Raw genomic sequence first — 14,139 nt, 5'->3', positions numbered from 1 at the left:
CGGCGTCGCATTGAAGGCATATAGAACCCACAACGGGTCTATGGTTCAGGGAGGACCGAGAAGATGCGTAAAGCATTGGGATTGATTCTTGCGACGACTGCTCTGGCCGGCATGACGGCCTACGCCTCGCCCGCCGCGGCGCAGCAGACGGTGACCGTGTGGTTCACCAAGGGTTTCTACGAGGCTGAAGACAAGGCGCTGTACGCCTTCATCGAGCGTTTCGAGAAGAAGCATAACGCCAAGGTGCAGCTCAGCCTGTTCAGCACCGAAGATATCATCACTAAGACGGTCAGCGCCGTCGAAGCCGGCACGCCGCCGGATGTGGGTTTCGGCACCACCTATGACTTCCGCACCACCGGCAAGTGGGCGAATGACAACAAGATCGAAGACCTGACCGACATCATTACCCCGATCAAGGACCGGTTCCTGCCGGGCACACTCGAAACGGTCTTCCTGAATAACGCGACCACCAAGAAGCGCGCCTATTACGCGATGCCGGTGCAGCAGCAGACCATTCATACCTTCTACTGGAAGGACATGATCGAGGACGCTGGCTTCAAGACCACCGATATCCCGACTGATTGGAAGGGCTACTGGTCCTTCTGGTGTGACAAGGTGCAGCCGGCACTGCGTGCCAAAGGCAAGCGCGTGTACGGCATCGGCCATCCCAGCTCGATCGCCGCCAGCGACACCTTCTACAGCTTCCTGACCTTCGTGAACGCCTATGACGCGTCACCGGTGGACAAGGACGGCAACCTGACGGTGGATAACCCGAAGGTGAAGCAGGGTCTGGTCAATGCGCTGAAGGACTATGCAGACGTCAATCTCAAGGGTTGCACGCCGCCGTCCTCGGTGACCTGGACGGATACCGACAACAACGTCAACTTCCACAACAAGACGACCGTGATGACGCATAACGCGACCATCTCGATTCCATCGTCGCATCTGGACAACGCCAACAAGGGCGATGCCCAGGCGAAGATCAATTACGATTCGCTGATCCAGACTGCCGGCTGGCCGAAGAAGCCCGATGGCGGCACATTGCCGAACCTTGCTGCGGTGAAGACCGCCGTGGTGTTCGCCGATGCCAAGCAGAAAGCACTGGGCAAGCAGTTCCTGGCCATGCTGCTGGAAGACGAGAACCTCAATCCGTTCGTCGAGGGCGCTTTGGGCCGCTGGTTCACCGTCACCAAGGCGGGCGCCGAGCGTCCGTTCTGGAATGATGGCAAAGACCCGCATCGCAAGCAGGTCTACCAACAGTTCATCAAGGAAGGCACGATTCCTTTCCAGTTCGTCTATGACTACCACTTCACCACGATCAACGCTGAGAATGTCTGGGGCCGTGCCATTGCGCGCGTCGCTGGCGACAAGATCAGCCCGGAGCAGGCGGTCGATGAAATGATCGCCCGTATCAAGGTCCTGGTTAAGAGCTGACGCGTAACGGGAGGGTCGCGACGATGGTGTCTATTGCGCAGGACGTCGCGCCCTCCCACCGCTCCGGCCGCATGTCGGCCGAGGCGACCTGGGGGCTCATCATGTTGATCCCCTACATCGCCATCTTCCTGGTCTTCGTGCTCTATCCGGTCGGTTATGGCCTGTACCTCGGCACCGAAGTGAAGGCCTATGAGCGGATTTTTGACGACCCGATCTTCATCCGCACGCTGGTCAATACGGTCATTTTCCTCGGCCTCGGCGTGAACATAAAAATGTTCCTGGCGCTGTTGCTGTCGGGGTTCTTCGTGCATGAGCGTCGCTGGATTCGCTGGGTCAGCTTCATCTTCATTCTGCCCTGGGCGATCCCGTCCATTCCCACCATCCTGTCCTTCCGCTGGATGCTGAATGCGGAGTGGGGCATGGTGAATTCGCTGATCTTCCAGTTCACGATGCAGGACGGTCCGGGCTGGCTGCTTGACCGCGTCTATGGTCTTGGCTCCATCACGACCATCCATATCTGGAAATACCTGCCGTTCTGGACGCTGATCCTGGTCGCTGCGCGCCTGACCATCTCGAAGGATCTGTATGAATCGGCCGATGTCGATGGTGCCAGCGGCCTGCAGAAATTCCTCTACATCACCTTCCCTGGTGTGCGGAACATGTACATCACGTCGACACTGCTCTCGACCATCTGGACGCTCGGCGATTTCAACTCGATCTACCTGCTGACGGGCGGCGGCCCGGCTGATTCAACACAGGTTCTGGCTACGTTAGGCATCCGTTACGCCTTCGGCATGAGCGAGATCCGCGCTGGTGTCGCCACCGTGATCGTAGCGCTGCCCTTCATGATTCCGATCACCATTATGATGTTGAAGCGTCTGCGCGGAGAGAATCAGTGAACGTCCGGAAAGCCTTCGGCGAGGCCCGGCTGATGCTGGTCGGGCTGCTGGTCCTGATCTGGACCCTGATCCCGATCTATCATCTCTTTGTCATGTCGATCACGCCGCAGGCTGAGGCCTTTGCCGGTGCGGTCTGGCCGAAATCGCCGACCATCGACAACTACAAGACGGTGCTGACCCAGGGCCACTATTTTCTCGGCCATTTCTGGACCCAGTTGTTCAACTCGGCCCTGGTCGCCGTGGCAGTGGCGGGGCTGACCCTGACGATCGGCACCTGTGCCAGCTTTGCAATCAGCCGCCTGAAGGTGCGCTTCGGCGAGACGGTTTCGAACCTGGCCCTGCTCACCTACCTGATCCCGGCCGCCTTCCTGGCGATCCCGATGTATACCGCGATGGGGCAATACGGACTTCTGGGCAGCAAGTGGTCACTGATTCTGACGATGGTGACCTTCGCCAGCCCCTATGCGATCTGGATGCTGCGGCAGTATGCCGACAAGCTGCCGTATGAACTGGATGAGGCCGCGCGTATCGACGGTGCCAGTCCGATCCAGATTTTCTGGCTGATCTATCTGCCGTTGATGATGCCGTCGATGGTTGCGATTGGCACATATGCGCTGCTGCTGGCCTGGAACGAATACCTTTATGCCTTCCTGCTGCTGTCCTCGGATACGGACATCACGTTGTCGGTGGCGCTGGGGCACTTCCTTAGTACCGACGATGCGCCGTGGAACCTGTTGATGGCGACCGGGATCATATATTCGCTGCCGCCGGCAGCAATCTATTACGCGTTCCGCCGCTACATGGTGGCGGGGCTCACCGCGGGGGCGGTGAAGTCCTGAGGCGGGGCGGTAACAAAAAAGAGTGACAGGGAGTATGACATGGCGAGTGTGAGTGTTGAGGCCGTGCGCAAGCGATACGGCGCGCTGGAAGTCATTCATGGCATCGACGTCAAGATTCCAGACGGCGAGTTCGTCGTTCTGGTCGGCCCGTCCGGATGTGGAAAATCGACCCTGCTGCGCATGATTGCCGGACTAGAGGAAATCTCCGGCGGACAAATTCGTATCGGCGACAAGGTGGTGAACGAGGTTCCCTCGAAAGACCGCGACATCGCCATGGTCTTCCAGAATTACGCGCTCTATCCGCATATGACGGTGCGTGAGAATATGGGTTTCTCGCTGAAACTGCGGAAGGCAGAAAAGGCCATTATCGCCGAGCGTGTGGAACGCGCTGCGCAGATTCTCAGCCTCGGCAGCTATCTCGACCGTTACCCCAAGCAGCTTTCGGGCGGCCAGCGTCAACGCGTCGCCATGGGCCGGGCCATCGTGCGCAATCCGCAGGTCTTTCTGTTCGACGAACCGCTCAGCAATTTAGACGCCAAGCTGCGCGTTCAGATGCGGACTGAGATCAAGGCGCTGCATCAGCAGCTCAAGACGACGTCGATCTATGTCACCCATGACCAGATCGAGGCGATGACCATGGCTGATCGTATTGTTGTTATGCATGATGGCATCGTCGAGCAGATCGGCTCGCCGCTTGATCTCTACGAGCGCCCGAATAACCTGTTTGTGGCGGGCTTTATCGGCTCCCCTGCGATCAACCTCATCAAAGGCGTGTTGCGTCGCGATGGTGGCCGCAACTGGGTCGCCACTGAGGCTGGGATCGACCTGCCGCTGGGCAGTAATGTTGCAGGCAAGGATGGCCAGGCGGTGGTCTATGGCATTCGGCCAGAGCATCTGTCGCCGACTGACAGCAATGGGCTGCCGGTGAAGGTGAATGTGGTGGAGCCCACGGGCGCCAGCACCTTTGTCTATGCTGACTTGAGCGGCGCGCAGATTTGCGGCGTCTTTGCCGAACATCACGGCTTCCAGCCCGGCGGTGTGGTGCATCTGATGCCGCGGGTCGATCGCGTGCATCTGTTCGATGCGGGCTCAGGCCAGCGCTTGGCGGCGTAACGGCCGTACTCGCAGTTGCCTATGATCGGGGTTGATTGGGGCAGCAGCGGCTTCAGGGCCTACCGGCTCGGGTCGGATGGCGCCATCCTCGACAGCCGTACCGGCATATCGGGCATCGCCAGCTTGACGCCGACCGACTATCCTGCCGTTTTGCGCAACCAGATCGGCGATTGGCTTGATACTGCCCCCGATGTTGCCGTGTTGCTCTCCGGCATGGTGGGCAGTCGCCAGGGCTGGCGCGAGGCGCCCTATGTGGCATGCCCGGCCAGCCTTGATGATCTGGTTGATAAGCTCTGCCCGGTGGATCTGGGGCAGGGACGCATGGGACATATCGTCCCCGGTCTGTCCTGCCGCAATGCCGATGGCGTTCCCGATGTGATGCGTGGCGAAGAGACGCAGATTTTCGGTCTCGACGCTGCGGCCGATTCCACTATCTGCCTGCCCGGCACCCATTCCAAGCATGCCCATTTGCACGCCGGCCGTATCACCGACTTTGCGACAGCGATGACGGGTGAGGTCTTTGCCCAGCTGAGAAGCCAGGGATTGATTGCGGCCATGCTGAAGCCTGATGAAACGGCGGACCCGGTTACCGCCGATCAGTCCTTCGCGGATGGCATCACGCGATCCGGTCAGGTCGGCGGGCTGTTGCATCATCTGTTCGGAGTGCGGACGCGCCGTCTATTTGATGAAGTGTGCGCTGCAACAGGAACGGATTACCTTTCCGGCATCCTGATCGGCCATGAATTGCGCGCGACAGATTGGTCGGGCCGTGTGATCATTGTCGGAACCGGCGCCCTGGCGTCGCGTTACCGGAAGGCCTTTGCCATGCTCGGCATCGCCGCCGATATCGCGCCGGACAATGCGGCGGCCCATGGACTCTATCGCCTGGGCCAGCTGCTGAAAGGGAGAACGCCATGATTGACTTCAATGCCTGGCTGCGTGCCTGCCCCTTCGTCGCCATCCTGCGCGGCGTCAAACCCGATGAAGTGCTGGAAATCGGCGCGGCGCTGATCGAGACCGGCATTCGCATCATCGAAGTGCCGATGAATTCCCCCGATCCACTGGTCAGCATCAAGGCGCTGGCCAAGCAGTATGGCGACAAGGCGCTGATCGGCGCCGGCACAGTGGTCGATCCTGCCAATGTGAAGCGCATCTGCCAGGCGGGTGGTCAGTTGATCGTCGCGCCGCATGCCTGCGCCGATGTGGTGCACAAGGCCAAGGTGCTGGACATGGTCGCAGTCCCCGGCTTTGCCACGCCCACCGAGGCCTTCGACATGATCCACGCGGGCGCTGACGGGCTGAAGCTGTTCCCGGCCGAGGCCTTCTCGCCGGCGGTGCTGAAAAGCCTGCGTTCGGTGCTGCCTTCGACCATGCCGATCCTGCCGGTCGGCAGCATCAATGCCGATAACATGGAACCGTGGTTCGAGGCGGGGGCCGCTGGTTTCGGCCTGGGCGGTTCGCTCTACAAGCCGGGCTTCACCGCGCAGAAGGTGGCCAAGCGCGCGCGCGCCGTGATGCGGGCGTTGCAGCCGGCCAAAGCGGCCTGATCGGATAGCCGCCTATAGGAATTTGGCGGTGATATCGGTAGTAGAGGTTTTGCCGACGCTATCGAAATGCTTGCGCAGGAAGGTTGCGCCCTGGCGCCGGCCCAGCGTGAACAGGCTCTGCAGGAAATCCCAGTCGACATTGTACTTGCTGACGGCACCGTAGCGCGCCAACTGCTCTTCCGCGTCCACAGTATGGATCAGCATGCGCCTGAGGCGGCCACCATCATCGAAGCCTGAGTCTATCAGTTTGCTGACGAAGGCAATGGCGCGCATCTCGCGCACCAGGCTGGAATTGAAGCTCAGGGTATTGGCGCGATCCAGGATCGCCTGAGGCGTCTTTGGCACGGCCGGGATACGCATCGGGTTGATCTGCACGATCAGGACGTCGCGGCAGTCACAATGATAGATGATCGGGTAGATCGGCGGATTGCCCATAAAGCCGCCGTCCCAGTAATAGCTGCTGCCGATCTTCACCGCCTGGAACAGCTGCGGCAGGCAAGCCGATGCCATCAGAGCGTCGATGCTGAGCTCCTGGTTCTGGAAGACCTTGATCTTGCCTTCCAGAACATCGGTGGCGCAAACGAACAGTTTTACCTCCGAGCAATCCTGCAGGGTCTTGTTGTCCAGGGTCTTCTTCAGGATGTCGCGGAGCGGATTATTGTTGGCGGGGTTGCGCTGGTAGGGTGAGGCCAGCTTGGTGCTGAGCTCCATCAGCTCATAGCTGGGCGAATAATCGATGCCGCCGAACTTGAACCAGTGATCCAGCAGGGTGGGGCGGAAAGGCGAGAGCGCAGCGGCATCGGCCACGCTGCGCCAGAAATCATGCAAGGCCTGCCGCGCCATGGCCGGCCCGCCCTTGGTCAGGCCGCTGGCCATCACGGCGGCGTTCATGGCGCCGGCCGATGTGCCGCTGATACCCTCGAAATCGAAACAGTCTTCTTCCAGCAGGCGATCCAGCACGCCCCAGGTGAAAGCGCCGTGGGTACCGCCGCCCTGCAGAGCAAGGTTGAGCGGCTTGCGCTTCGCCGTGGATTTTTTCGGTGCCGCCATGGCGAGGTCGCATTGCCCGTGTCAAAATATGGTTATGTCCGACACTATGCAGGTCTTCGATCGTAGCGCCAAGCGGCGTCAGCGTCAGCGGATGGCTTCCCGGGCCGGGGAATACGATTTCCTGCGCGCCGCCGTGGCCGAGCGGTTGCTGGATCGCCTGGACGATATCCGCCGCAGTTTCCCGCTCGCCCTGGTCCAGGGTTGTGACGCCGGCTGGCTGCAGCAGCGCCTTGAGGGGCGGGGTGGCATCGAGACTCTGGTCGGCATGGACGGTATTCCGGGTGCCGGCCTGCATGTGGTGGGTGATGAGGAATTCCTGCCCTTTGCCGAGCAGAAATTCGATCTGGTGATCGCGCTGCTCAATCTGCACTGGATCAACGATCTACCCGGTGCCCTGATCCAGATTCGGCGCGCGCTCAAACCAGACGGACTTTTCCTTGGCGCCATGCTAGGCGGTTCGACGCTGAATGAGCTGCGCCAGTCCTGGCTCGCCGCCGAGGCTGAGCTGGAAGGCGGGGCCAGCCCGCGCGTCTCGCCAATGGCGGAGACGCTGGATGCGGCCGCCCTGCTGCAACGGGCGGGCTTCGCGCTTCCAGTGGCAGACAGCGAGATAATTCCCGTAACTTATGCCAATGCCTTTCGTCTGATGCAGGATCTGCGCGGCATGGGTGAGGCCAACGCTGCCTTGAGCCGGCGCAAGCATTTCACACGACGGGCCACTCTGCTGCGTATGGTGGAACTCTATCAGCAGAAATTCGCAGATGCTGGAGGCCGCATCTCCGCCAGCTTTGAGATGATCGCGCTTACTGGCTGGTCGCCGCATGAAAGCCAGCAGAAGCCGCTGCGTCCCGGCCAGGCGAAAAACCGCTTGTCTGATGCGCTGGGAACGGCTGCGTATCCGATCGGCGGCCCGCCGAAAGCGAGCTAGTTCGCGGGCGTAAACAGCAGCTCCAGAATCCGCTTGAGCGCTGTATCGGCAGCCTTGCGCGCCGCAGCGTCATTTCCTGCCGCAGCCAGCCAGAGCGCGGCCTCGTTCATCGCACCGGTCAGCAGATAGGTCAGGGCGTCGGCCGACAGGCGCTGGCCGCGTGGCATCTCGGCCAGGGCCGCATCGATGCCCCGTCGCAGAGAGCCGGTGCCGTAGCGCGCATCGATCTCGCGCCATTGCGGCCAGCCGATCACCGATGGTGCATCGATCAGGTAGATCTGCCGCGCTGCCGGCTGCAGGCAGGCATCAAGGAAGGCCTGGCTGCCCTTCACCAAGGCATCGACCGGACTGCCGGCCTTGCCCGCAGCAGCCTCGATCTCAGTCAGAATGTCTTGCGCCATCTCCTCGACCACGGCGGCGAATAAAGCCTGCTTGTCCTTGAAGTGATAGTAGAGCGCGCCGCGCGTGACGGCGGCCTGCGCCACCACCTCTTCAGTGCCGGTGGCGGCATAGCCTTTCTCGCCAAACAGGGTGCGCGCCGTGGCCAGCAGGGCCGCCCGGGTCACTGCGTGTTTTTCAGCTTTGGTTTGACGTTTTTCTTGCATACATACAACCTGTATGTTTATATCAATCCCAGCCTAGAGCCGTCAAGACCCGAACCGCCACCAGGAAGCAGCCATGAAACTGACCAGCTATTATCCCGTGATCTGCACCGCCAAGTTGGCCCAGACCCGCGCCTTTTACGAAACGCATTTCGATTTCGCCCCGGCCTTTGAGAGCGACTGGTATGTGCACCTAACCAGCCGGAGCGATTCGCGCGTTCATCTTGCCATACTGGACCACACCCATCCGACCATTCCGGAGGGCTATCGCAAGCCGGCGCAGGGCATGCTGCTGAATTTTGAGGTCGAAGATGTGGATGCGCTATACCGTCAGGCCGAAGCGGCCGGCCTGGATATCCGGCTGAAGATCCGGGATGAGGATTTCGGCCAGCGGCATTTCATCATCGCCGATCCCAGCGGGGTGCTGGTCGATGTAATCAAGCCGATCCCGCCGTCGGCGGAATTTGCCGCCCAATATGCGCCGGAAGCGCTGCCGACCTAGCCCAGCAAGTCGCGCAGCATGGCGACCAGCGGGATGTCGGCCGGCGGCATCTCGAGCTCGCGCATCTTGATCGGTTTGACCCACTTCATCGCCTGGCCTTCGCGCGGATCGGGCTGACCGGCCCAGCGGCGGCAGACGTAGAGCGGCATCAGCAGGTGGAAGTCGTCATAGGCATGGCTGGCGAAGGCGAACGGAGCCAGGCAGGCGGCGCTGATATCCAGATGCAGTTCCTCGTGCAGTTCGCGCACAAGCGCCGCTTCGGGTGTTTCGTTCTTTTCCACCTTGCCGCCGGGGAATTCCCACATACCGGCCAGCTTTTTGCCGGGCGGGCGCTGGGTTAGCAGCACGCGGCCGTCGAGATCGACCAGCGCCACGGCTACCACCAGCACCACCGGCTTGGGCACCAGCAGGGCGGCGGCATCGCCGGGGCAGAGCGGATCGTCAGCTGCGATAGTCGGCATTGATGTCGATGTAGCCGTGCGTCAGGTCGCAGGTCCAGACCCGTGCCGTGCCTTTGGCAACCGCCACATCCACCTCGATCCGCACATCGCGACTCTGGAAATGCTTGGTCGCGGCGGCATCGTCGTGATCGGGGCGCACCATGCCGTTCTTGGTCACGGCCTTGCCACCGATCTTGATCACCAGCTTGTCGCGGTTGGCGGGCTCGGCCGACTTGCCGACCGCCATGATGATGCGGCCCCAGTTGGCATCGGCGCCGGCGATCGCCGTCTTCACCAGCGGCGAATTGGCAATCGCGCGTGCAATGATGCGCGCGGAGACATCATTCTTGGCTCCGGTGACGTCGATGGTGACCAGCTTCTGCGCACCTTCGCCATCGCGGGCGATCAGTTGCGCCAGCTCGCCCATCACCTGGGCCAGAGCGCGGCGGAAATCGGCCAGACGCTTGTCGGAGGCCTTGGCATGCGGCGTGTTGCCAGCCTTGCCGGTGGCGAACAGCAGCACGGTGTCAGACGTCGAGGTATCGCCATCGACGGTCAGGCAATTGAAGCTCTGGTTGTTGGCGCCCTTCAGCAGGGCTTGCAGCGTTTCGGCCGGCAGCTTGGCATCGGTGACCAGGAAGGCCAGCATGGTTGCCATGTCTGGCGCGATCATTCCGGATCCCTTGCAGAAACCGTTGATCGTCACAGTCTTGCCGTCGATTTTGCAGGTCGCGGTGGCGAGCTTGGGGAAGGTGTCAGTGGTCATGATCGCCTTGGCGGCGGCCATCCAGGCATCAGTCTTCAGACCGGCCTTCAGTTTCGACATCTGCGCCACGATCTTGTCGGCTGGCAAGATCTGACCGATCACGCCGGTGGAGGCGAGATAGACTTCCGTTGCCTTGCAGCCGACAGCTTTGGCCGCACCATCGGCTGTCGCCTTCACGGCCTGCGCGCCGGCTTTGCCGGTAAAGACATTGGCGATGCCGGCATTGGCCACCAGTGCGCGGGCCGCACCGTTGGGCAGCACCTTGCGGCACCATTCCACCGGCGCGCCCGGCATGGACGAGCGCGTGAACAGGCCGGCGGCCTTGGTGCCCGGCGTGAACTCGATCAGTAGAAGGTCGTCGCGGCCCTTGTAGCGCATGCCCGAGAGGGCAGTGGCGAGCTGCGCGCCGGCAATGGCGGGCAGGGTGGGCTGGTGCTGCGGTGCCAGCGGTGAAACCGGATGCGCGGCCATGATGTCGTCCCCTGACTCTTCTTACGGCTTCTTCTTGGGTTCGGCCGGTGCAATGGCCGGCATGCGGCTGCCCTGGGGCACCCAGTCATACTGCTCGATCTTGGCGTCTTTGCGCAGGTCGGCGACCAGCTTCTCGACGACTTCACCGGACATGATCTCGTAGACCTGGGTGCGCACATCCTCGAACTTCGGCGCTTCGGCCTTGCGGCGCGCTTCCACCTTGATGATGTGCCAACCGAACTGGGTCTTCACCGGCGCCTCGGTCACCTGACCGGGCTGGAGCTTGAAGGCGGCCTCGGCGAATTCCGGCACCATTTTGTCCTTGGTGAAGAAGCCGAGGTCGCCGCCGGTTGCGGCCGTCGGGCCGGTCGAACGCTTCTTCGACACTTCGGTGAAATCGGCGCCCTTCTTCACTTCGGCCAGGGCGGCATTCGCATCAGCCTCAGTGGCGGCGAGGATGTGGCGGGCATGCACCTCTTCCTGCGGCGGCTGCTGTTTGATCAGTTCGGCGTAGCGGGCGCGCAGTTTGGCATCGGTCACTTCGGTCTTCACCTGGCGATCCAGATAGGCCTGCTGCAGTACCTGCTCGCGCGCGGCCTGCAGTTGCGCCTTCACGGCGGGGGTGTCGGCCAGCTTGGATTTCTCGGCGGCCTCGCCCAGCAGCTTGCGGGCGGCGAGCTCATTGATGATGCCAGGCAGAATCTGCTCCAGCGGAATCTGCGCCATCTGCGGCGGCAGTTGGCCATAGAAGTCGATCACGGCCGAGCGATAGATCGGCTTGCCGTTGACGCTGGCCACGACCGGATCGTCGGCAGGCGCCTTCTTGGCGGCCGGCTGACCCTGCGCCAGCACGGCGGGGCTCAGCGCCAGGATGGCGGCAGTGATGAGAAAGGCGGAACGGATCGAACGGGTCACGGTCAAGCTCGCTTGGCTGAAAGAGGCCGCCGAGCATACCGCTTTTCCATATCCGGACAAGGCGCGGAAACCGCGATTCAGGCGGCTTTTCCGGCTGCGATGGTATCAAGTTCGTGACGCAGGTCGGCAATCAGCGTTCGGCTGACGGCAAGGTTGGCGGCTTCGCGATCCAGCACCAGTCGGAAGGCCTTCAGCTTGATCGCCATGCGGTCGACAGGAACATCCGACCCACTGCCCAATCCCGCGTCACAGACAATGTCGATCAGGCGATCGACGGCATGCAGGCGGCCCCAGAGATAGTCATTCTCGCGATGGGCCCGGCTGAAGAAACCGCCGAAGCGGCCGAGATTGACGCCCTTCAATGTATTGCCACGCCGGATCGCCACGGCGTCTTCCGGGCTGATGCGATCGATGCGGATTTCATTGAACTCGCCCAGATCGCGCCAGTTGGTGATGGTGAAGGTTAGCACGTCCCAGAAGGGGAAGCCGATATACCCGACTAGCAGATCGGAGCGCGCGGCACTGCTCCAGTCTTCAGGCGCCAAATCCGCCAGCAAGGCGTCCAGCTGGTCGGTGCGGCGATTGAGGTCAATGTCGATGGCCATGGCATCGATGATAGTGTCTATGGCGGTCAGGTTTTGGCGCGCGAAAGTCAGGGCGTTCTCGGACATCTCTTCGGCACGCTGACGATCCACGTGGCGGAACAGCAGTGCCTTGATGGCATCGACCGTCGCCGTGCTCAGGCAGCTTGCGCCATCCAGATGCCGCAGGCTTTCCTGCGCTTCGTAAAGCGCGCGCTTCAGGCCATCGAGCTGCTCGGCTTTCAACCCGCGATGCTCGGCTTCGCCCAGCTTGCCGTAGAGCTGGTTCAGGCGCTGGATCAGGAAACTGACGCGGCGCTGGCGGAAGGCGACGTCGAAGCGCAGCAGGAAACGCACCCAGCCGGGCAATGTGTCGACTGTGGCGCCGGACGGTGCCTTAGGGAAATTGGCGACGGTGTGGCAGACGCCGCGATCCTCGGCCCAGCGCAACAATACTTCGCGTGTCCACAATGCCTCAGCCGAGCGTTCGCCATAGCCGCAAGCGGCGCAGATCAGGCGTGTGACGAAATCCAGCACTGCGCCCAGCTTCAGCCGCACATAACCTTCATAGGCAAAGCCGGCTTCGCGCACGGCGCGCTCGCTGGCCTGCATGCGCCAAAGCCGGATTTCCATCTCGCTAAGCGGCGCATCCAGGTTCTGCGGCGCGCTTTCCTCGACCAGTCGAGTGATCTGCGGCTGAGTGGCATCGATCACGCCGCGCAGATGCCGGACCTGCTCGTTGAACTGGCTGGCCCAGATCAGTTCGTCGGCGATGGGTTCATTGCGCGGAATATCGCTGAGCGAGCCTTTGAGCACGCGGAAGAATCCGGGCAGGCGGCCGGTCTGCGGCGGCGCGGGGCGCAGTGGCTGCGGATCGATATAGACCAGCCGGCGGTCAACCTGGCGATAGGCCGGGCGGCCGCGGATCGCCTTCATGGCAGCGGCGAAGGGCTTGTTGGCCAGCACGCCGCCATCAACGAAGGATGTCAACTCGGGGTCGATGCCGGCCTTCAGGTAATCCTGGAAATTGGCCTGCACGAAGGCCGGCTTGGTTTCCCATCTGCGGTTCTGCTGCGCCAGCAGGCGATCAACCTCGCCCAGCTGCGCCGGCGGGAAGGCACCGGGGAAAGCCGAGGTGGCACGGCCGGCGAAGGCCAGCGCGGGCGCATCCTTGCTGGTGAAATCCGATTGCTCGTCGCCATTGGGCCAGCGGCGATAGCCGAAATGCAGCACATGGCGATGCTCGCGGTCCTGCACATAGGGTGGATCGTGGATCGGGATATGCTGCAGGAAGCCGTAGAAGTCGGTCATGGTGACCGAGAGCTCGAGCGCCAGTTGTGCCGGCATCAGGCTGTCGCCGGGCTTGGCCGAATCGCCCATGCCTTCGAGGCCAGCGAGCAACTGCCGCAACAAATGCTGGTCGTCGAAAGGCGGCTGGAACCAGCGCGAGCGTGTGAACAGCGAAATCTTGTCACGGATTTCACCATCGCCCAGCAGTAGGCGACCGAAGCGCGAGCGCGCAGCCAGCCACAGCATCGGCCGCATGTATATTTTGCTCCAGCGCTTGGCGCGCTTTTCAGGGGCGAGCAGTCGCGAGACGTCAGCCTCGTGGAGCCAGAGATTGCGGAAATGGTCGATGCGCAGGTTGTGAGCCAGTGCCCGGCCCAGAATGATGCCGTTGATGGCGCCGGCTGATGCGCCAGCGATCACATCGACGACGATGCGAAGATCGACATGGTGGCCGATCTCCTGCAGCAGTTCGAAATAGGCGTGCTCGCTATCGTATTCGGTGTCGCTCGGATGCACATGGTCGGCGAAGCGCGCAGTCTCGCGCCCCGCTCCCTTGGGCAGGGAATGATAGGCGCGCGACGCCCTCACCAGCTTCAGGATTTCCTTGGTGACGCCATGCATGTAGATGGCGAGCGAGACGCCGCCGAAACACACCAGGGCTAGGCGTAGTTCTTTTTCCTGCAAGAAAATCTCCCGCCGATACGAATCGGCGGGGCGCGATTCGTATCCTAGGGCTTGAGTCTGACCTGTGTGGCAGGCTGG

The 14,139-nt window shown here is 61.9% G+C and carries 14 protein-coding genes; 8 read left to right on the top strand and 6 right to left on the bottom strand.

Translation table 11 applies throughout. The features are described 5' to 3' along the window. Positions 1–63: 63 nt before the first annotated feature. The 6 genes from AC1RRT_RS03905 to AC1RRT_RS03880 all read left to right on the top strand — a co-directional run bounded on the left by AC1RRT_RS03905 (position 64) and on the right by AC1RRT_RS03880 (position 5,832). The gene (locus AC1RRT_RS03905) at positions 64–1,434 is read left to right on the top strand and encodes an ABC transporter substrate-binding protein (RefSeq protein ID WP_493012400.1); all 1,371 of its coding nucleotides are present in this window, start codon (positions 64–66) and stop codon (positions 1,432–1,434) included. A 101-nt stretch (positions 1,435–1,535) separates the two neighbouring features. Then, positions 1,536–2,333, top strand: coding sequence for a carbohydrate ABC transporter permease (locus tag AC1RRT_RS03900; RefSeq protein WP_493012399.1), 798 nt, complete (start codon positions 1,536–1,538; stop codon positions 2,331–2,333). Continuing rightward, a complete protein-coding gene (locus AC1RRT_RS03895; protein ID WP_493012398.1) occupies positions 2,330–3,172 on the top strand; it encodes a carbohydrate ABC transporter permease in 843 nt (280 codons plus the stop codon). Before AC1RRT_RS03900 ends, AC1RRT_RS03895 begins: the two co-directional genes overlap by 4 nt. Before the next feature lie 39 nt (positions 3,173–3,211). Continuing rightward, positions 3,212–4,285 (top strand): ABC transporter ATP-binding protein, encoded by a 1,074-nt coding sequence (locus tag AC1RRT_RS03890; protein WP_493012396.1) that lies wholly within the window; start codon positions 3,212–3,214, stop codon positions 4,283–4,285. Between the two features lie 21 nt (positions 4,286–4,306). Continuing rightward, entirely contained in the window at positions 4,307–5,203 is an 897-nt protein-coding gene (locus AC1RRT_RS03885) for a 2-dehydro-3-deoxygalactonokinase (RefSeq protein WP_493012395.1), read from the top strand. Further along, positions 5,200–5,832: a 2-dehydro-3-deoxy-6-phosphogalactonate aldolase gene (locus AC1RRT_RS03880; RefSeq protein ID WP_493012394.1), complete on the top strand. Its 633-nt coding sequence runs from the start codon at positions 5,200–5,202 to the stop codon at positions 5,830–5,832. Before AC1RRT_RS03885 ends, AC1RRT_RS03880 begins: the two co-directional genes overlap by 4 nt. A 12-nt stretch (positions 5,833–5,844) precedes the next feature. On the opposite strand, the gene AC1RRT_RS03875 is transcribed toward AC1RRT_RS03880, so the two are convergent. Next, entirely contained in the window at positions 5,845–6,882 is a 1,038-nt protein-coding gene (locus tag AC1RRT_RS03875) for a patatin-like phospholipase family protein (protein ID WP_493012393.1), read from the bottom strand. Between the two features lie 34 nt (positions 6,883–6,916). On the opposite strand from AC1RRT_RS03875, the gene AC1RRT_RS03870 reads away from it, so the two are divergent. Next, positions 6,917–7,810, top strand: a complete 894-nt coding sequence (locus AC1RRT_RS03870) for a methyltransferase domain-containing protein (RefSeq protein ID WP_493012392.1) — start codon at positions 6,917–6,919, stop codon at positions 7,808–7,810. Here AC1RRT_RS03870 and AC1RRT_RS03865 read toward each other — a convergent pair. Then, complete coding sequence (locus tag AC1RRT_RS03865) at positions 7,807–8,376, bottom strand: TetR/AcrR family transcriptional regulator (protein WP_493012391.1); 570 nt, start codon at positions 8,374–8,376, stop codon at positions 7,807–7,809. The genes AC1RRT_RS03870 and AC1RRT_RS03865 overlap by 4 nt on opposite strands. Positions 8,377–8,488: 112 nt before the next feature. Between AC1RRT_RS03865 and AC1RRT_RS03860 the strand changes: the two genes are divergently transcribed. Then, positions 8,489–8,914, top strand: coding sequence for a VOC family protein (locus tag AC1RRT_RS03860; RefSeq protein WP_493012390.1), 426 nt, complete (start codon positions 8,489–8,491; stop codon positions 8,912–8,914). Here the strand turns inward: AC1RRT_RS03860 and AC1RRT_RS03855 are convergent. The 4 genes from AC1RRT_RS03855 to AC1RRT_RS03840 all read right to left on the bottom strand — a co-directional run bounded on the left by AC1RRT_RS03855 (position 8,911) and on the right by AC1RRT_RS03840 (position 14,061). Beyond that, positions 8,911–9,375 (bottom strand): (deoxy)nucleoside triphosphate pyrophosphohydrolase, encoded by a 465-nt coding sequence (locus AC1RRT_RS03855; RefSeq protein WP_493012389.1) that lies wholly within the window; start codon positions 9,373–9,375, stop codon positions 8,911–8,913. The genes AC1RRT_RS03860 and AC1RRT_RS03855 overlap by 4 nt on opposite strands. Beyond that, positions 9,356–10,591, bottom strand: coding sequence for a bifunctional glutamate N-acetyltransferase/amino-acid acetyltransferase ArgJ (gene argJ / locus AC1RRT_RS03850; RefSeq protein ID WP_493012388.1), 1,236 nt, complete (start codon positions 10,589–10,591; stop codon positions 9,356–9,358). The genes AC1RRT_RS03855 and argJ overlap by 20 nt, the downstream gene beginning before the upstream one ends. A gap of 21 nt (positions 10,592–10,612) precedes the next feature. After that, complete coding sequence (locus AC1RRT_RS03845) at positions 10,613–11,506, bottom strand: peptidylprolyl isomerase (protein ID WP_493012387.1); 894 nt, start codon at positions 11,504–11,506, stop codon at positions 10,613–10,615. A gap of 77 nt (positions 11,507–11,583) precedes the next feature. Next, positions 11,584–14,061: a patatin-like protein gene (locus AC1RRT_RS03840; RefSeq protein ID WP_493012385.1), complete on the bottom strand. Its 2,478-nt coding sequence runs from the start codon at positions 14,059–14,061 to the stop codon at positions 11,584–11,586. Positions 14,062–14,139: the final 78 nt, after the last annotated feature.

Source organism: Ferrovibrio sp. GW821-FHT12B10, from assembly GCF_058807515.1.
The sequence above is the reverse complement of the archived record's forward strand: the minus strand, read 5'-3'. Positions and strand labels throughout refer to the sequence as shown.